The organism is Haladaptatus rarus (assembly GCF_054177585.1).
In genome coordinates, this window is sequence record NZ_JBPEHG010000003.1 from 386,553 (window position 1) to 403,355 (window position 16,803).

Sequence of the window (16,803 nt, forward strand, 5' to 3'; positions counted from 1 at the left end):
ATCGTGATTCCGATAGGAGAGCGACTGAGTCGGGCTGTTTCGCGGTTCAAAAATATATGAACGATATATTCATATATTCATAACTCCGATATTCAGATGAGAGACTCATGTCGACTATCGAGATTCACGGCCTCACGAAATATTACGGCGAGACTCGAGGGATCGAAGACCTCAATCTCACCGTCGAGGAAGGCGAAGTGTTCGGCTTCCTCGGACCGAACGGGGCCGGAAAGACGACGACGATTCGGACCTTGCTCGGCTTCATCAAGCCGACCGACGGGGATGCAACGGTGCTCGGCCACGACGTACGTGATGAGCAGGCACTCATCGAAGCCAAGCGCCACATCGGTTACTTGCCGAGCGACCCCGGCTTCGACGAGGATACGACCGGAGAGACGTTCCTCGACTATCAGGCGTCACTGAAAGGCGACGCGCGGCGCGACGAACTGCTCGACCTGTTCGACGCGCCTATCGACCGGAAGATCGGTGCGTTCTCTCGCGGGAACAAGCAGAAACTCGCCATCGTGCAGGCGTTCATGCACGACCCCGACCTGGTCATCATGGACGAACCGACCTCGGGGCTCGACCCGCTGATGCAAGAACGTTTCTACGACTTCATCGAAGCCGAACAGGCGCGTGGGACGACGTTCTTCTTCTCCAGTCACATCCTGAGCGAGGTTCGAAAGGTGTGTGACCGCGTCGGCATCATCCGCGATGGGCGACTCGTCACGACCGAGGACGTGGAGGTGTTACTCGACAGGAGCGGGAAGCGCGTCAGAGTAAACGTCGATGAACCGGTCGAATCCGGCGACTTCGACATCACGGGCGTCCACGACCTTTCGCTGGACGGCGAAGTACGATTCACGTTCACGGGGGAGTACGACGCACTCATCGATCATCTATCGGCGTTCCACATCGTCGATCTGGACGTCGAGGAGGCACCACTGGACGAGGTGTTCATGCGGTTCTACGGAGGTGAGGCTCATGCTTGAGATCGTCCGTTACGAAGCGTCTCGGCGGTATAAAGGTGCAATCGTCCTCGCCGTGCTACTCGGAGCGATGTCGATCTTGATGGTCGCCCTGTTCCCGTCCATCGAATCCTCCGGCGCGGATCTCGATGCTTACTGGGACAGCCTACCGCCCGCGATGAAAGCAGCGTTCGGTGCGTCAGGTGGTGGCTTCTCGCTGACGACGATGGAAGGATTCCTCGCGGTCGAGATCTACCAGTTCTTCTGGCTCCTCCTGCTCGGCATCTACATGGCGTACGTCGCTGGTGGATTCATCGCGGGCGACGTCGAACGCGACCGACTGGACATCCTGCTCGCCGCGCCCATCTCGCGCTCGAAGGTGCTGGTCGAGAAGTTCGTCTCGCTGCTGCCGACGATACTCGTCCTCAACGTCGTCGTCGGAGCGGTCGTGTACGGGAGCATCGTGGCCGTCGGCGAATCGGTGTCGGCTGCCGACGTGGCGATGGTTCATCTACTGTCGGTTCCGTACTTGCTCGCCTGTGGCGCTATCGGACTGCTGCTCTCGGTGGTGTTCGACCGAGCAGACATCGCTCAGCGCGGTGGACTCGGCGCAGTGTTCGGGTTGTTCTTGCTCGATTCGGTCGCCGAGTCGGCGGGTGTCGAATGGCTGGGCGCCCTCAGTCCGATGCGCTACTACGACCCTACCGCGATCCTCGTCGCCGGAGAGTACGACTGGATGGGGGCCGTAATCCTGCTCGCCGGAACCGCCGTGCTGGTGCTCGTCAGCAGGGCACTCTTCGACAGGAAGGACATCGCGTGAGGGAGCTCGGATGAAAGGAGATTCACGGATGAAGGGGGACAGCGTATGAGGGGATTCGACGAGAACGAACGCGAACGAATTCGACGGGAGTTGATAGCGACGGGGCGCGACCTGTTCGCGCAGTACGGGCTACAGAAGACGACCATCGCGGATCTCACCGATCCAGTCGGAATCGCCAGTGGAACGTTCTACCAGTTCTTCGACTCGAAAGAGGCGCTGTATTTCGAGGTGATGCAGGCGGAGGGTCACGAACTCGCAGAGAAACTAGTCGAAAACTCGCTGGCGGCGGAAGACGATCCCGGACGGGCGATTCGGGCGTTCCTCCACTTGCTGGTCGAGTCCATCGAGGAGAACGTCTTGATCCAGCGACTGCTCGTGGACGACGAACTGTGGCGCGTGATGCAAGTGGTGGGCGACCTCTCGGAGGAAGAACTCGAAGCGCGACGGGCGGAGTCGCTGGCGTACCTACAACCGTACATCGAGGAGTGGCAGGCGGCTGGCGATCTTCGGGGCGGTGACCCGATGGTCATCGCTGGGACGATGGGGATGGTGAAGTTCCTCCCGCTCTACCGCGAACAGATCGGCGAACCGTACTACGCCGATATCCGCGACACCCTCATCGAAACCATCGGCGATGGATTGACGCATCCGACGGGCGAAAACGAACGCGTTTAAGACCGCCCCGGAAGAACTGCGCCGTATGCAGAACCGAACCTACACCGCGGACGCCGAACCCGGCGACAGCGTCACCGTCGCTGGCTGGGTACACGAGATCCGCGACCTCGGTGGTATCGCATTCCTCATCGTGCGCGACACGACCGGTAAGATCCAGGTCAAGTTCGAGAAAGACGATATGGACGACGACCTCGTGGAGACGGGTCTCGGCGTCAACCGCGAGAGCGTCGTGAAGATCTCGGGCGACGTAAAAGAAGAGCCGCGAGCGCCGACGGACGTGGAGATCGTCCCGACGGAGGTCGAAGTCGTCGCATCCGCAGAGCCGGAACTCCCACTCGACCCGAGTGGCAAGGTCGACGCCGACCTCTCGACGCGTCTCGACAACCGGACGCTCGACGCGCGAAAGGAGGACGTGGAGGCCGTGTTCAAGATCCGCGCCGAAGTGCTTCGCTCCGTGCGCGAGCAGTTCCGCGAACTCGGCTGTTCCGAGATCAACACGCCGAAGATCGTGGCGACCGGGACGGAAGGCGGAACCGAACTGTTCCCCATCACGTACTTCGGTCGTGAAGCGTTCATGAACCAGTCGCCGCAGCTGTTCAAGCAGTTGATGGTCGGCTCCGGACTGGAGCGCGTGTTCGAGATCGGCCCGATCTTCCGCGCCGAAGAGCACAACACGCCGCGGCACCTGAACGAAGCGACCAGCATCGACTTCGAGAGTGCCTTTTACGACCACACCGAAGCGATGGACGCCTGTGAGTCGGTCGTCAAAGCCGCCTACGAGGGCGTTGCGGAGAACTGCCAGGAGGAACTCGACGCACTCGATATCGACTTCGAAGTGCCGGAGGGTGACTTCCCCCGTCTCACCTACGAGGAGGCCATCGAGCGGATCAACGCCACGGGCGAACTCGACGAGATGCTCGTCTGGGGCGACGATCTGCCGACCGAGGGGGAGAAAGCACTCGGCGAAGACGTGGGAACCCACTACTTCATCACCGACTGGCCCAGCGAGATCAAGCCGTTCTACATCAAAGACCACGACGACGACGAGGAACTCTCCACGGGCTTCGACATGATGCACCCACGGATGGAACTCGTCTCGGGCGGGCAGCGTGAACACCGCTTCGACCGCCTCGTGGAAGGCTTCGAACAGCAGGGTCTCGACCCCGAAGCGTTCGACTACTACACGAAGATGTTCAAGTACGGGATGCCGCCACACGCTGGCTGGGGTCTCGGTGGCGAGCGTCTCGTCATGACGATGCTCGGACTGGACAACATCCGCGAAGCTGTGTTGTTCCCGCGAGACCGACAGCGATTGAGCCCGTAGGCGAAATCGCTGTGGACGAGCGGGAGCAGAGGATGACCTCACTGAACCGGCACCATTCTTTGGCGTCTACCCGCAGCCGAATAGCCGTCGATCCGGACTGTCGTCCCGTCAACAGGGCGATGCTTCGTGCCGACGCCGAATTTTAAGGGTTATACGCTGTCGCTCGAAACGACCGCGTATGAGCGACGAGGCAGGTCGTGCGTTCGTCCCCGGCCACATCACGGGCTTCTTCAGCATCCATCAGGCTGACGACCCCGAACGGGCTGGATCGCGCGGTGCAGGGGTGACACTTTCAGAGGGGGTAACGGTGACCGTCGAACCGGCCGAGGAGACGGCGATCGAACTGAACGGCGAGTTCGCGTCAGTCGAATCCGGACGTCGAGTGCTCGACGCACTCGATGTGACGGCACGGGTAACGGCGGAGACCGACCTCCCACTGGGGGCCGGGTTCGGCGTCTCGGGCGCGCTGGCGCTCGGGACGGCGCTCGCCACGAACGACGCGTTCGACCGTGGACGCTCCGAGAACGAACTCGTCACCATCGCACACAGCGCGGAGGTCGAGGCGGGCACCGGACTCGGCGACGTGGTCGCGCAGGCGCGCGGCGGAATCCCGATTCGACTCGAACCGGGTGCGCCGGAGTACAACCGACTCGACGGTGTGCCGCAGCGAGCGTGTATCGAGTATCACTCGCTCGGCGAACTCTCGACTGCGGACGTACTTTCGGGGAGCACCGATAGACTCTCGCAGGCGGGCGTGAAGGCGCTCGTGGCGCTCGTGAACGAACCGACGCTCGATACGTTCATGACCGAGTCGCGGCGATTCGCCGAGGAGACGGGGCTTCTCACCGAGGACGTGCGCGACGTGCTCGAAGACGTGCAGGACATCGGCGGTAAGGCGTCGATGGCGATGCTCGGACAGACGGTGTTCGCCCTCGACAGCGGCCTCACCGACGCGGGGTACGATGCACGGACATGTCGAACCCATCACGCCGGGGCGACGCTGTTGGAGTGACGCGATACCGCGAGTGACACGACACTGCCGGAGTGACGCGAAATCGCACCCGTTTTTACTACTTCGTTCTGAACAACGACCATGACCGACGAGGTGGAGATTCCCGAAGACCATCCCCGGTACCAGTCGCTTCTGACGCGCCATCGCATCGAAGCGGGCGTCGAAAAAGGCGTCACGAGCAAGCAGGGTCTCATCGCCGAAGGGCGGGGTGAGGCGTTCGACTATCTGCTCGGTGAGGAGACGATTCCGAGTGCGAACGAGGCGGAGCGGGTGGCGGCAGCCCAACTGCTCCTCGCGGAGCACGCCGTCCTCTCGGTCAACGGGAACGTTGCGACGCTCGTCCCCGAGGAGATCGTCGAACTCGCGGCGGTGACCGGCGCGGACATCGAGGTCAACCTGTTCAATCGAACCGACGAGCGAATGCAGGCTATCGCCGATTACCTGCGCGAGCACGGCGCGGAGGACGTCAAGGGCCTCACCGCAGACGCTCGCATCCCCGGTCTGGAACACGAGCGCGGCAAGGTGGACGAGGACGGCATCTACGACGCGGACGTGGTGCTCGTTCCGCTGGAAGACGGCGACCGCGCGGAAGCACTCGCCGCGATGGGCAAGACCGAGATCGTCATCGATCTCAATCCGCTCTCGCGCTCGCCGCGAACCGCCGCGATCCCAATCGTGGACAACATCATCCGGGCGATTCCGAACATGACGTGCCACGCGCGGGAACTGGCCGACGCTTCGTGTGACGAACTGGAAACCATCGTCTCGGATTTCGACCGTGAACAGGCGCTGGAGGACGCTGAAAACGCGATTCGGGATATCTAGGAACCGGTGGCGGCGATTTGTACTGATTTGTACTGGATTGTACTAAGAAGTTGCTGCTGGAGGCTGCTGGTATGAGATGACTGGTGGGGTGGTGTCGTTTACTGACGCTAGGGCCCAGTCACACCCTCACTCGGTCGGTCACTCGTGGCTGCGCCACTCGTTCCCTTCCTCGTTCGCCCGAATGCGAACAGCTATCACAATCCTACCTCTTCTCAGCCGAAGGTTTATATATTGTCACGAGCCAATCGTCCCGTATGCGCCGGACGGCCCATCCCGTTGCTCTGTCTATGCGTGGTCAGCGGTAGCGCCAGGTGGATCCTTCTGGGCCGGATGACGGTCGGTTCTCCGGGGGTGAAACCCGGTCGTATGGAATCGCTTTCCAGCCACTGCTACAGGAAACTGTACCACGAAATACACCTTCAGAACACGAAACACGAACCCACGACGATGACAGGACACCGAAACCGGCGGGTTTTACACCCCACAGAGAAGGAGTTGGTAGTATGAGCCACGACGAGTATCCCACCGCAGAACCCGCAGTAGTGACCTGCGGCCTGCCCTACGCGAACGGGGAGTTACACATCGGTCACCTGCGGACGTACGTCAGCGGCGACGTGCTGTCACGCGCGCTCAGGAAACTCGGCCAGCAGACGGCCTTCGTCTCCGGGTCGGACATGCACGGCACGCCGGTTGCCGTCAACGCCGAGAAGGAGGGCGTCTCGCCCCGCGAATTCGCGCTTCGCCACCACGAGAAGTACGAAGCGACGTTCCCGAAGTTCAATATCGAGTTCGACAACTACGGCCACACCGACGACGAGACGAACACGGAACTCACCCGCGACATCGTCCGAAAACTCGACGACGAGGGCTACGTCTACGAGAAGGAGATCAAGGTCGCCTGGGACCCGGTCGATGAGGAACCGCTCCCCGACCGCTACGTCGAGGGTACCTGCCCCTACTGCGGCGCGAAAGCGCGCGGCGACGAATGTGACGAGGGGTGTGGCCGCCACCTCGAACCCGGCGAGATCGAAGACCCGACCAGCGTCCTCTCTGGTAATCCGGCGGAGTACCGCGACCGGACGCACAAGTTCTTCCGCGTCTCGGAGTTGCAGGACTACCTCCAGGAGTTCATCGACCGCCTCGAAGGGACGAGCAACGCACAGAACCAGCCCCGCGAGTGGATCGAAGGCGAACTCAAAGACTGGTGTATCACCCGCGACATGGACTGGGGTATCGACTACCCCGAAGCGGAGAGTGACGAAGCGAGCGACGACCTCGTCCTCTACGTCTGGGTGGATGCCCCCATCGAATACATCGCCAGCACGAAACAGTACACCGAACGCGTCGGTGCGGACACCTACGACTGGGAAGACGCGTGGAAAGACGACGGGGAGATCATCCACATCATCGGACGCGACATCATCCAGCACCACACCGTCTTCTGGCCAGCGATGCTCCGCGTCGCAGGCTACGACGAACCGCGTGCGGTCATGGCGAGCGGTTTCGTCAACCTGAACGGCGAGGGGTTCTCGACCAGTCGCAACCGCGCGGTCTGGGCTGACGACTATCTGGACGAGGGCTTCGACCCCGACCTCCTGCGCTACTATCTCAGCACGACCGGCGGCTTCGAGCGCGACGTGAACTTCTCGTGGAACCAGTTCCAGGAGCGTGTCAACGGTGAACTCGTCGGCACGGTCGGCAACTTCGTCTACCGGAGTCTGCTCTTCGCCGCGCGGAACTACGACGGCGCGCCGGACGCCGAAGTCAGCGACGAAGTGCGCGACCGCATCGAGTCGGCTATCGACGACTTCTCAGCGGCGATCAACGATTATTCGCTCAAACGACTCGGCGACGCGGCGACCGCGCTCGCCGCGTTCGGCAACGAGTACATCCAGCGAAACGAGCCGTGGAAGCTCACCGACGACGACCCCGAACGAGCACAACAGGTCATCTACGACTGCGTGCAGTTGTCGAAGGCGCTCGCCGTGCTGTTCGCGCCGCTCCTGCCCGGCAAGGCGGAGACGCTCTGGTCGCAACTCGGAGAGGACGGGTCGGTTCACGATGCCACACTGGACGACGCACTCGCAGCACCAAGTGGCGAGTTCGGCGAACCGGACGAACTGTTCGGGAAGATCGAAGACGAGCGCGTCGAGGAACTGAACGAGAAACTGCAGGAGCGTATCGAAGCGGCTACGTCGGACGACGACGAAGCGGAAGACGAAACCGTGAGTGACGACATCGAACCCATCACCGACGACCGTATCAGCTTCGACGAATTCCAGGACCTCGACATCCGCGTCGGGCGAATCGAGACCGCAGAACCGATCGAGGGTGCTGACGCACTCGTCCGTCTCGAGGTCGATATCGGCGTCGAGACGCGCCAGATCGTCGCGGGCATCAAGCAACTCCACGACGTAGACGACCTCCCGGGAACAAAGATAATCGTGGTCGTGAACCTCGAAAAAGCAGAACTGTTCGGCGTCGAGAGCAACGGCATGTTGCTGGCGGCGGGCGAGCAGGCCGACCTCCTGACGACCTACGGCGACGCCGAAGTCGGAACGAAGATCAAGTGATCAGAGGTCGTTGACGAGTCCCGCGAACTCCGTCATCGGGATTATCTCCATCGTCTGCATGTCGAGACCGTAGCGTTCGATACAGAGCGATGCCTGATAGGCCGTATCTCGACTGTCGGCGTCGATGATGAGCAGGAAATCGTACTCGCCGAGGATGGCGTACGTCTCCTCTAACACTGCATCGTGCTGTTCGAGTTCGTTCCGAACGTCGCCCCAGATCGATGCGAGTTCCTGAACGTTCTGATAGTTCTGTTCGATGTTGACGAGCGATGCGTATTTGGACATATTTTCCCGGTTTGGATGGGACATAAATAGCGGTTGTGGCTAGTATGCCCACCTCCGTGAACTCGCATACGAGTCAACTATGGGGTTTTTTTGCACGGACGAACGAACCTCTTGCCATGAGAAATGCGAAGATCGTCTGCACACTCGGACCTGCGTCGAATTCGCAGAGCCGAGTTCGAGACCTGGCAGACGCCGGAATGACGGTTGCCCGTGTCAACGCCAGCCACGGGTCGCGCGCCGACCGAGCCGATCTCATCGAGACCATTCGGCGAGTCGACGAAGCCACCGAGAACCCCCTCGCCGCGATGCTCGACCTCCAGGGCCCGGAGATTCGAACTGCCGAGGTCGAAGAACCCATCACGCTGGAAACCGGTTCGACGGTTCGGTTCGTGGAAGGTGACGATGCGACGCCCGAAGAAGTCGGCCTGTCGTACGGAATCATGGCTGCAGACCCGGGTGATGCCGTCCTCCTGGACGACGGGCGAATCGAGACGGCCGTCGAGCGCGTCGAGGACGACGCCGTCGTCGCACACGTCGTGAGTGGCGGCGAACTCAGCAGTCGGAAAGGTGTCAACGTTCCCGGTGTCGAACTCGGGATCGACCCCGTCACCGAGAAAGATCGTGACGACCTCGCACTTGCGGCGGAGAAGGAGGTCGATTTCGTCGCGGCGAGTTTCGTCCGTGATGCAGACGACGTGTTCGAAGTGAGCAAGGTGCTCGAAGAGGCGGGTGCCGACATTCCCATCATCGCCAAGATAGAGCGCCGTGGTGCGGTCGATAACCTGAACGAGATCGTTGACGCTGCCTACGGTGTGATGGTCGCTCGCGGCGACCTCGGGGTCGAATGCCCGATGGAAGACGTGCCGATGATCCAGAAGCGCATCATCCGCACTTGCCAGCAGGCTGGCGTCCCCGTCATCACCGCCACGGAGATGCTCGACTCGATGGTTCACTCGCGCAGGCCGACGCGCGCGGAGGCCTCCGACGTGGCGAACGCGGTGCTCGACGGAACCGACGCCGTGATGCTCTCCGGCGAAACCGCGGTCGGTGACCATCCCGTCCGGGTGGTCGAGACGATGGACAGGATCGTCCGCGAGGTCGAAGAGAGCGAGGAGTACGCCGAGACGCTCGAACAGCGCGTCCCCGTCGGCGACGACACCAGAACCGACGCGATCGCACGGTCGGCGCGCTACCTCGCCCGTGATATCGGTGCGAGTGCGGTCGTGGCGGCCAGCGAATCCGGCTACACAGCTCTAAAGGTGGCGAAATTCCGTCCCGGCGTTCCCGTAGTGGCGACGACGCCGAACGACCGCGTTCGGCGAACGCTCGCGCTCTCGTGGGGCGTCAACGCTCAGTACACCGACCTCGGGCGAAGCGTCGAGACCATCATCGAAGATGGAGTACAGGCGGCCCTCGATGCTAACGTCGCCGAGAGCGGGGATACCGTGGTCGTGCTGTCCGGGATGATGAGCGAACTCGACGGGTCCGATACGGCGAACATGCTCAAGGTTCACGTCGCTGCCGAGACCATCGCAACCGGGCGAAGCGTCGTTCGGGGGCAGGTCGCAGGGCCGGTCACACGGAGTTCGACAGGCGATCTCTCCGATGCACCCGACGGGACGATCCTGGTGCTCGAACCGGACTTCGACGGGGAGTTCACTGGCGACACGTCACGGCTCGCGGGTATCGTAGATGCCCGTCCGGGAATGACAGGCTATCCCGCACTGGTCGCCCGCGAACTCGATATCCCGATGGTCAGTGGCGCACCGCTCGGCCCGGAAGTGAACGACGGCGACGAGGTGACGATCGACGCTGAGCGCGGCGTCGTGTACGTCGGCGACGTTCGTTCCAACGACCGCTCGTAGCCAACCTTTTGTTGCCCCGACCCGTAACGTGGCGTATGTCTGACTGGAAGTTCGACGTGGACGAAGTCGGGAACGACGAGGTTCCTGATGGCGCCCCGGCACCGGAAGAGGAGACCCTCGAACCAGGGTCTCCCTCGGCGGAGAACGTGGTGTTCGTCATCCTCGGTGCCGTCACGACGATCTTCGTCTTCCTTCGAATACTCGGCATCGCCTGACCCACAAACCCTTAATCGTTCGACACCAAGACCACACCATGGCATCGCCCCTCGATTCGCTCCCGCTCTTGCTCGTCCTCGCGGGTGCAGGGCTAGCCCTCGCGGAAGCACTCATCCCAGGTGCACACTTCATCGTCCTCGGCGTCGCGCTCCTGTTCGCAGGATTGGTCGCGCTCGCCTTTCCGCCACTGGCTACGCCGTTCGTGCTCGCCGCACTCGTCCTCGGATTCGGCGGTATCTCTCTGTACGCATACCGTGAGTTCGACCTCTACGGCGGGAAGGGGACGGGCCGGACGAAAGATTCCGATTCCCTACGAGGAACGACCGGTCGGGTCACGGAACGGGTCACGACCTCGGAGGGTCAGGTGAAACTGGACGACGGTGGCTTCAATCCCTACTTCGCCGCGCGCTCGATGGACGGCGAGATTCCAGAGGGAACCGAAGTGATGGTCATCGACCCCGGCGGTGGCAACGTCGTCACCGTCGAACCGCTCGGGCACATCGAAGATAGCATCGACCGCGAACTCGCACGCGAACGAGCGAGAAGCGAGCGCGAGACCGAAGAACTCTGAGCCGGTCCGGTTTCAGTACGATTCTGCGACTCACGGGATTGCTCGTTACGAGATCGTGAATCCGGGCACATTCCAACTGTCGAACGACAATTAGCAGAATACTTAACAAGTATCTGTGCCAACACTCAGGTATGCTGCCCGCTGTACCACTACAAGCCGCCCCTGGTGGTGGATTCACGATAGTCGCACTGCTCTTTCTCGTCCTCGCCATCGTCACAATCTGGTCGGCGGTCGAGATCGTACAGGCAACCGAGAAACGCGCGCTGACGGTCTTCGGTGAGTATCGCAAACTGCTCGAACCGGGTATCAACTTCGTCCCCCCGTTCGTCAGCAAGACCTACCCCTTCGATATGCGGACACAGACGTTGGACGTGCCGCGACAGGAAGCCATCACGCGCGACAACTCGCCCGTGACCGCGGACGCCGTCGTCTACATCAAGGTGATGGATGCGAAGAAGGCGTTCCTCGAAGTCGAAGATTACAAGCGCGCCGTCTCGAACCTCGCCCAGACGACCCTCCGTGCCGTGCTCGGTGACATGGAACTGGACGATACGCTCAACAAGCGCCAGGAGATCAACGCCAAGATCCGCCGCGAGCTGGACGAACCCACCGACGAGTGGGGGATTCGCGTCGAGAGCGTCGAAGTCCGTGAGGTCAACCCCTCGAAAGACGTTCAACAGGCGATGGAACAGCAGACCAGCGCAGAGCGCAAACGCCGCGCTATGATCCTCGAAGCGCAGGGTGAACGCCGGAGCGCCATCGAGAAGGCAGAGGGTGACAAGCAGTCCAACATCATCCGCGCACAGGGTGAGAAACAGAGCCAGATCCTCGAAGCACAGGGTGACGCGGTTTCGACCGTGCTCCGGGCGAAATCCGCCGAATCGATGGGTGAACGCGCCATCATCGAGAAGGGGATGGAGACGCTCGAAACCATCGGTCAGGGCGAGTCCACGACGTTCGTCCTGCCCCAGGAACTCTCCTCGCTGGTCGGTCGGTACGGCAAGCACCTGACCGGTAGCGACGTGTCCGTCGATGGCAAGCAGGATCTGGAAAGCCTCGAATTTGACGAGGAAACCCGCGAACTGCTCGGATTGGACGACATCGACGAGATCCTCGGTCAGATCGACGAGGAAGCCGAGATGGACGTCGAAGCGATGGAGAAGGAAGCACAGGCGATCAAAGAAGGTGAAGACACGGCGAACATCAGGAGTGCCGACGAAGTCATCGAGGAGATGGATTCCGAGATGGACGAAGAGGAACTCGAGACCGAAGTCGAATAAGCGAAGCTATTTTACGTCCCCCTCGCTTATAGTTGTCCAGATGGTTGAACGCGGTAACGTGGATGAAAATAAGCGTGCCACCCTCCGACGCTTCGCGGTTCTCGGGGCTGCCACGCCGCTGACGAAGCTCGCTGATGCGAACCGTTCAGGTGAGCGAAGCGAGGCCCGCGACGCAATCGCCGGGTACGTCACCACGACGCCGGGTGCTCACTTCTCGAAGATACGCGACGACCTCCAGCTCGGAACTGGAGAGACACAACACCACCTTCGTCAACTCGTCGAGTTGGGCGTCGTTGAGAGCCACCGCGATGGCGATTATCGGCGCTTTTTCCCCGCCGGAAAATTCTCGGCGTTCGAGCAGGTGGCCCTCGGCTACCTTCGCCGGAACACCGCACGCGGGATGCTCATCGAACTACTCCGCAATCCAGCGGCGACCGGCGGTGATCTCGCGACCGCGCTCGACGTGTCCCGCCCGACGGTGAGCAAGTACGCTGCCGACCTGGAGGAGAAGGGACTGCTCTCGCGCGAAGACGGTTACGCGGTTCGTCGGCCTGAGATACTCATCACGTTGCTCGTTCGCTACGCCGACTCGTTCGACGAGAACGCAGAGTCGTTCGCTGGCGAGGCGGCCAGCCTCATCTCGTTCGACCCGTAAATCGCCGGTCATACGAGGCGTAAACTGATTTCCTTCGAGTCCCAACGTCGAACCGATGCAACTCGATCACGCCGCCCGCTCGTTTCGCTATTACCGAAACGCCGTGGAACGACACTGGGATCCACACGACATCGACCTCTCTGACGACGCGGGGGTCGTCGCCGAGATGGACGACGACGCCGTCTTCGGTCTCAAGCAATCACTCGCCCGCTTCGGCGCGGGCGAGCAGGCAGTCACGGAAGACCTCGCACCGCTCGCGGTGGTGCTGGATGACGTCGAAGACCAGCTGTTCGTCACGACGCAGTTGTACGAGGAGGCAAAGCACACGGATTTCTTCGACCGCTACTGGAGCGACGTCATCAACGTCGCAGAGGACAGACGCAGGGAGACGCGGTCGTCACCGACCGAAGACCGCTGGTTCAACGAGGAGTATCTCGACCTGTTCGAACGCAACGAGGCTGCAATGGTCCGACTGTTGGACGACGACACGCCCGAAAACCGGGCGGTGGCGTACTGTCACTACCATCTGACCATCGAGGGTATCCTCGCCCAGACGGGCTACTACGGCTTGACCCGTGCCTACGGTGGCGATACGTATCCCGATATCCCCACCCTTCCCGGACTGACCGGTGGGCTGACGAAGATTCGCGGTGACGAGGGTCGACACGTCGGCTTCGGGATGGCGAAGCTGAAGAAACTGGTAACGTCAGGAGCAGTCGATACCGAACTCGTCCGGACGACCATCGACGAACTTCTGCCGCTCGTGCAGGCGACCATTCCGGAACGTAACGAGGGTGCGCCGGGACCGACGCCGACCGAACTGGTCAGCTATGCCGCCGAGAAACACGGCCAGCGGATGGAACAGATCACGACCGGAAGCGAGGAGATTCCCTCGGTCGAAGAGCTGACGAGTATCGACTAGGCGCTGACCTTCCACGTCGTGGACGACGAGTACCCCCACTTCTCGACCTCCACGTCGAAGTTGCCTTCCGCGATGGCGGTCATGTTCGTCCCGACCTCTTTCGCGGTGAGTCCGAGGTCTTTCCCGATGAGACGGGATTTGAAGTAGGTCTTCGTGTCGCCGTTCTCACGGAGGTACCGAAGGATGCGCTGTTGTTTGTCGCTGAGGGTGGTCGTCTGTTCGTCGAAGGTGGTCGTGCCAGCAGATGACGTGCTCATATTACTCTGAAGAACCGACATACTCTTATTGGGTTTGGTACGAGTGGTTAACGGCTTCACGTCTTGTGATTTCGGGACAGATAGGTATGAATAGAACCCTCCCCACGGGGTGGGTTGGTACGGTTGGTTAACGGATGGCGCCGTGACAACACGGCACCAGATTCGTGACAGCGATGGCCCAGAAGCTACTTACGCCGTGGGGGAGAGAGATTTTGTTAATGAGCGGTGGTTCCGTAGACGTTAGTGTCGTCCTCCCAGCCTACAACGAGGAGGCGACCATCGAGAACACCGTCGAGACGACCCTCGACACGCTGGAATCGTTTTTACCTTCCGACAGCTTCGAGGTCATCGTCGCGGAAGACGGATGTGACGATCGAACGCCGGAGATTGCAGACCGGATGGCCGAGCAGGATAGCCGAGTTCGCCATTTCCACAGCGACGAGCGACTGGGGCGCGGTGGTGCGCTGAATCGCGCGTTCGAAGCAGCTGACGGAGAGACGTTGGTCTACTTCGACACGGATCTGGCGACGGACATGCAACATCTGGAAAAACTGGTCGAGAGCGTTCGCTCCGGCGAGTACGACTTCGCGACCGGGTCGCGGTGGATGCCCGAGAACGTGGCAGACCGCCCCGCGAAGCGTGATTTCGCCAGTCGTGGATTCAACGGCCTGACACGCCTTTTCCTCAGTTCCGACCTGCGCGACCACCAGTGTGGCTTCAAAGCGTTCGACCGCGAGGCGCTGTTCGACGTGCTAGATGGTGTCGAAGACAACCACTGGTTCTGGGACACCGAAGTGCTCGTGCGCGCACAGCGCAAGGGCTACCGAATCAAGGAGTTCGCGGTCGATTGGACGCCGAAAGGCGACACGAAAGTCGATCTCGTGCGCGACGTGTTCGGGATGGGCAGTCAGATCGGACGCTGTTGGTGGGAGTTTTCGGTGCAACCGCACATCACCCGCCGGGTGTCGATGGTGGTCGGCATCCTGTTGACGGTCATGGCTGTCGCGTTGATGTCCCTGTACCTTCCGATGGAGAGCGTACTCGACCAGATGAGCAGGGCAAATCCCGTGTTCGTCACGGTCGCGGCGCTCATCTACGTCCTCTCGTGGCCGCTTCGCGGTGCTCGGTACCGCGACATCCTCGAAGAACTCGGGTTCACGGAGCGCGTCGGCTTCCTCACCGGAGCGATCTTCATCAGCCAGACCGGCAACCTCGTGTTCCCGGCCCGCGCTGGTGACGCGGTGCGCGCCTACGTCGTGAAGGCCCGGCGCGGAATCCCCTACCCCTCGGGATTCGCGTCACTCGCCGTCGAGCGCGTCTTCGACCTGCTCACCATCACGGTGATGGCTGGTACCGTCCTGATCGGTCTCACCGTGACGGGACAGGCGGCAGACATCATCCAGGCGATCACGGGCGCGAAGAACGCCCAGGCCGCCCGCATGGCGGTGTACGTCGCGGCAGGCGTCGGTGGTGCCGCCATCGCCGCAGTCGGGGTTATCGTCGCCAGCGCGCGTTCCGACCGAAATCTGGTTCGGGCCGCCGTCACGACGGTCAGTTCCGACTCCTACGCCGACTACGTGGCCGGGATCATCGAGCGATTCACCGGTGACGTCCAGACCGTCGCGAGCGACCGGGACGCGTTCGTCCGCGTCGGCGGGAGTAGTCTCGCCATCTGGACGCTCGACGTACTGACGGCTATCCTCGTGCTGATGGCCTTCGAGGGCGTCTCGCTCGATCCCGTGACGCTCATCGCCGTCGGCTTCTTCGCGGTGAGCGTCGGTAACCTCGCGAAGGTGCTGCCGCTTTCGCCCGGTGGTGTCGGCCTGTACGAAGCCGCGTTCACCGTCTTCGTCGCTGGCCTGACTCCCATCTCGTGGCCCATCGCACTCGGTGCGGCCATCTTGGATCACGCTGTGAAGAACATCGTCACACTCATCGGCGGTGTCGGCTCGATGTTCTCACTCAACGTCTCGCTCACGCAGGCGGTCGAGGAGGGGCGCGAGGTGTCGGTCGAGTCCGACGCGGCCTCCCTCGACGACTAGTAGAAATCGGTGACGAACGGGGCGAGTGCCCCCGCAACCGCGTGTTCTAACGCTTCTTGTCGGTCGATGATACCATCCGTGAGTGCTCCCGCCGCGCCTTGCTTTTTCGCCACGTCGGACTCGCCGAGGACGTCGTCCATCACGGGGCCGAGTTCCTCGCCATCTCGAATCCGGCGCGCGACGGATTCGGGGAGACACAGGCGCGGCCCGCTTCCTCGTCCGACCGTCTCTCCGTCGGTCACGGCGGCCCACATGATGAGATAGAGACCGTCCGTCCCGGGAACGTCGCTCACTCCGCCCTCCAGGCCGACGCCGAGGTCGCGGTCGGAAGCGGCCTTTCGAGCGCGGTTCTCCGCTCCGGCTACCGTTTCGCGCTCGCCGAACGGTTGCTCGGCGACGCCGGATTCGACGGTCACGGGTTCGACTCGTGCGTCGATGTGTCCATCGAGGACGGCTTCGACTGCGGCGACTTTCACTGGATTTCGACTGCCAACGCCGACTCGCATGTCAGTC

Annotated in this window: 17 protein-coding genes; 14 read left to right on the forward strand and 3 right to left on the reverse strand. The window is 61.8% G+C overall.

Annotation, left to right across the window (positions count from 1 at the left end):
* Positions 1-107: 107 nt before the first annotated feature.
* The 7 genes from ACR3FE_RS10910 (at position 108) to metG (ending at position 8,197) form a co-directional block, all read left to right on the forward strand.
* Positions 108-992, forward strand: a complete 885-nt coding sequence (locus ACR3FE_RS10910; protein ID WP_458207138.1) for an ABC transporter ATP-binding protein — start codon at positions 108-110, stop codon at positions 990-992.
* On the forward strand, positions 985-1,788 hold the full coding sequence (locus ACR3FE_RS10915; protein ID WP_458207139.1) for an ABC transporter permease subunit: 804 nt from the start codon (positions 985-987) through the stop codon (positions 1,786-1,788). The genes ACR3FE_RS10910 and ACR3FE_RS10915 overlap by 8 nt, the downstream gene beginning before the upstream one ends.
* Before the next feature lie 45 nt (positions 1,789-1,833).
* Positions 1,834-2,463: a TetR/AcrR family transcriptional regulator gene (locus tag ACR3FE_RS10920; RefSeq protein ID WP_458207141.1), complete on the forward strand. Its 630-nt coding sequence runs from the start codon at positions 1,834-1,836 to the stop codon at positions 2,461-2,463.
* Positions 2,464-2,488: 25 nt separating this feature from the next.
* Positions 2,489-3,787: an aspartate--tRNA(Asn) ligase gene (gene aspS, locus ACR3FE_RS10925; protein WP_458207142.1), complete on the forward strand. Its 1,299-nt coding sequence runs from the start codon at positions 2,489-2,491 to the stop codon at positions 3,785-3,787.
* A gap of 178 nt (positions 3,788-3,965) precedes the next feature.
* Complete coding sequence (locus ACR3FE_RS10930) at positions 3,966-4,799, forward strand: pantoate kinase (RefSeq protein WP_458207143.1); 834 nt, start codon at positions 3,966-3,968, stop codon at positions 4,797-4,799.
* An 81-nt stretch (positions 4,800-4,880) separates the two neighbouring features.
* Complete coding sequence (locus ACR3FE_RS10935; protein ID WP_458207144.1) at positions 4,881-5,624, forward strand: 4-phosphopantoate--beta-alanine ligase; 744 nt, start codon at positions 4,881-4,883, stop codon at positions 5,622-5,624.
* A gap of 503 nt (positions 5,625-6,127) precedes the next feature.
* A complete protein-coding gene (gene metG / locus ACR3FE_RS10940; RefSeq protein WP_458207145.1) occupies positions 6,128-8,197 on the forward strand; it encodes a methionine--tRNA ligase in 2,070 nt (689 codons plus the stop codon).
* Here the strand turns inward: metG and ACR3FE_RS10945 are convergent, their stop codons facing one another.
* A complete protein-coding gene (locus ACR3FE_RS10945; RefSeq protein ID WP_458207146.1) occupies positions 8,198-8,482 on the reverse strand; it encodes a GYD domain-containing protein in 285 nt (94 codons plus the stop codon).
* Between the two features lie 116 nt (positions 8,483-8,598).
* Between ACR3FE_RS10945 and pyk the strand changes: the two genes are divergently transcribed.
* The 6 genes from pyk (at position 8,599) to ACR3FE_RS10975 (ending at position 13,991) form a co-directional block, all read left to right on the forward strand.
* Complete coding sequence (pyk, locus tag ACR3FE_RS10950; protein ID WP_458207147.1) at positions 8,599-10,347, forward strand: pyruvate kinase; 1,749 nt, start codon at positions 8,599-8,601, stop codon at positions 10,345-10,347.
* A gap of 35 nt (positions 10,348-10,382) precedes the next feature.
* A complete protein-coding gene (locus ACR3FE_RS10955) occupies positions 10,383-10,562 on the forward strand; it encodes a DUF7312 domain-containing protein (protein ID WP_458207148.1) in 180 nt (59 codons plus the stop codon).
* A gap of 38 nt (positions 10,563-10,600) precedes the next feature.
* Positions 10,601-11,134, forward strand: coding sequence for an NfeD family protein (locus tag ACR3FE_RS10960; RefSeq protein ID WP_458207149.1), 534 nt, complete (start codon positions 10,601-10,603; stop codon positions 11,132-11,134).
* Positions 11,135-11,265: 131 nt separating this feature from the next.
* On the forward strand, positions 11,266-12,414 hold the full coding sequence (locus tag ACR3FE_RS10965; RefSeq protein WP_458207150.1) for an SPFH domain-containing protein: 1,149 nt from the start codon (positions 11,266-11,268) through the stop codon (positions 12,412-12,414).
* Between the two features lie 40 nt (positions 12,415-12,454).
* A complete protein-coding gene (locus ACR3FE_RS10970; protein ID WP_458207151.1) occupies positions 12,455-13,069 on the forward strand; it encodes a winged helix-turn-helix transcriptional regulator in 615 nt (204 codons plus the stop codon).
* Between the two features lie 55 nt (positions 13,070-13,124).
* Complete coding sequence (locus ACR3FE_RS10975; protein ID WP_458207152.1) at positions 13,125-13,991, forward strand: ribonucleotide-diphosphate reductase subunit beta; 867 nt, start codon at positions 13,125-13,127, stop codon at positions 13,989-13,991.
* Here the strand turns inward: ACR3FE_RS10975 and ACR3FE_RS10980 are convergent.
* Positions 13,988-14,248 carry a DUF7123 family protein gene (locus tag ACR3FE_RS10980; RefSeq protein WP_458207153.1) on the reverse strand — a complete coding sequence of 87 codons (261 nt, stop codon included), beginning with the start codon at positions 14,246-14,248 and terminating at the stop codon, positions 13,988-13,990. The genes ACR3FE_RS10975 and ACR3FE_RS10980 overlap by 4 nt on opposite strands.
* A gap of 218 nt (positions 14,249-14,466) precedes the next feature.
* On the opposite strand from ACR3FE_RS10980, the gene ACR3FE_RS10985 reads away from it, so the two are divergent.
* On the forward strand, positions 14,467-16,290 hold the full coding sequence (locus ACR3FE_RS10985; RefSeq protein ID WP_458207154.1) for a flippase-like domain-containing protein: 1,824 nt from the start codon (positions 14,467-14,469) through the stop codon (positions 16,288-16,290).
* On the opposite strand, the gene yjjX is transcribed toward ACR3FE_RS10985, so the two are convergent.
* Positions 16,287-16,796, reverse strand: coding sequence for an inosine/xanthosine triphosphatase (gene yjjX, locus ACR3FE_RS10990; RefSeq protein WP_458207198.1), 510 nt, complete (start codon positions 16,794-16,796; stop codon positions 16,287-16,289). The two genes, ACR3FE_RS10985 and yjjX, sit on opposite strands and share 4 nt — an antisense overlap.
* Between the last annotated feature and the right edge of the window lie 7 nt (positions 16,797-16,803).

Excerpts from the sequence above, each read along its gene's own strand:
- ACR3FE_RS10985 (WP_458207154.1), top strand. The coding sequence starts at position 14,467 with ATGAGCGGTGGTTCCGTAGACGTTAGTGTCGTCCTCCCAGCCTACAAC.
- yjjX (WP_458207198.1), bottom strand. The coding sequence starts at position 16,796 with ATGCGAGTCGGCGTTGGCAGTCGAAATCCAGTGAAAGTCGCCGCAGTC.
- ACR3FE_RS10975 (WP_458207152.1), top strand. The coding sequence starts at position 13,125 with ATGCAACTCGATCACGCCGCCCGCTCGTTTCGCTATTACCGAAACGCC.
- ACR3FE_RS10935 (WP_458207144.1), top strand. The coding sequence starts at position 4,881 with ATGACCGACGAGGTGGAGATTCCCGAAGACCATCCCCGGTACCAGTCG.
- ACR3FE_RS10960 (WP_458207149.1), top strand. The coding sequence starts at position 10,601 with ATGGCATCGCCCCTCGATTCGCTCCCGCTCTTGCTCGTCCTCGCGGGT.
- ACR3FE_RS10930 (WP_458207143.1), top strand. The coding sequence starts at position 3,966 with ATGAGCGACGAGGCAGGTCGTGCGTTCGTCCCCGGCCACATCACGGGC.
- ACR3FE_RS10920 (WP_458207141.1), top strand. The coding sequence starts at position 1,834 with ATGAGGGGATTCGACGAGAACGAACGCGAACGAATTCGACGGGAGTTG.
- ACR3FE_RS10910 (WP_458207138.1), top strand. The coding sequence starts at position 108 with ATGTCGACTATCGAGATTCACGGCCTCACGAAATATTACGGCGAGACT.
- metG (WP_458207145.1), top strand. The coding sequence starts at position 6,128 with ATGAGCCACGACGAGTATCCCACCGCAGAACCCGCAGTAGTGACCTGC.
- ACR3FE_RS10915 (WP_458207139.1), top strand. The coding sequence starts at position 985 with ATGCTTGAGATCGTCCGTTACGAAGCGTCTCGGCGGTATAAAGGTGCA.
- ACR3FE_RS10970 (WP_458207151.1), top strand. The coding sequence starts at position 12,455 with ATGGTTGAACGCGGTAACGTGGATGAAAATAAGCGTGCCACCCTCCGA.
- pyk (WP_458207147.1), top strand. The coding sequence starts at position 8,599 with ATGAGAAATGCGAAGATCGTCTGCACACTCGGACCTGCGTCGAATTCG.
- ACR3FE_RS10955 (WP_458207148.1), top strand. The coding sequence starts at position 10,383 with ATGTCTGACTGGAAGTTCGACGTGGACGAAGTCGGGAACGACGAGGTT.
- ACR3FE_RS10980 (WP_458207153.1), bottom strand. The coding sequence starts at position 14,248 with ATGAGCACGTCATCTGCTGGCACGACCACCTTCGACGAACAGACGACC.
- ACR3FE_RS10965 (WP_458207150.1), top strand. The coding sequence starts at position 11,266 with ATGCTGCCCGCTGTACCACTACAAGCCGCCCCTGGTGGTGGATTCACG.
- aspS (WP_458207142.1), top strand. The coding sequence starts at position 2,489 with ATGCAGAACCGAACCTACACCGCGGACGCCGAACCCGGCGACAGCGTC.
- ACR3FE_RS10945 (WP_458207146.1), bottom strand. The coding sequence starts at position 8,482 with ATGTCCAAATACGCATCGCTCGTCAACATCGAACAGAACTATCAGAAC.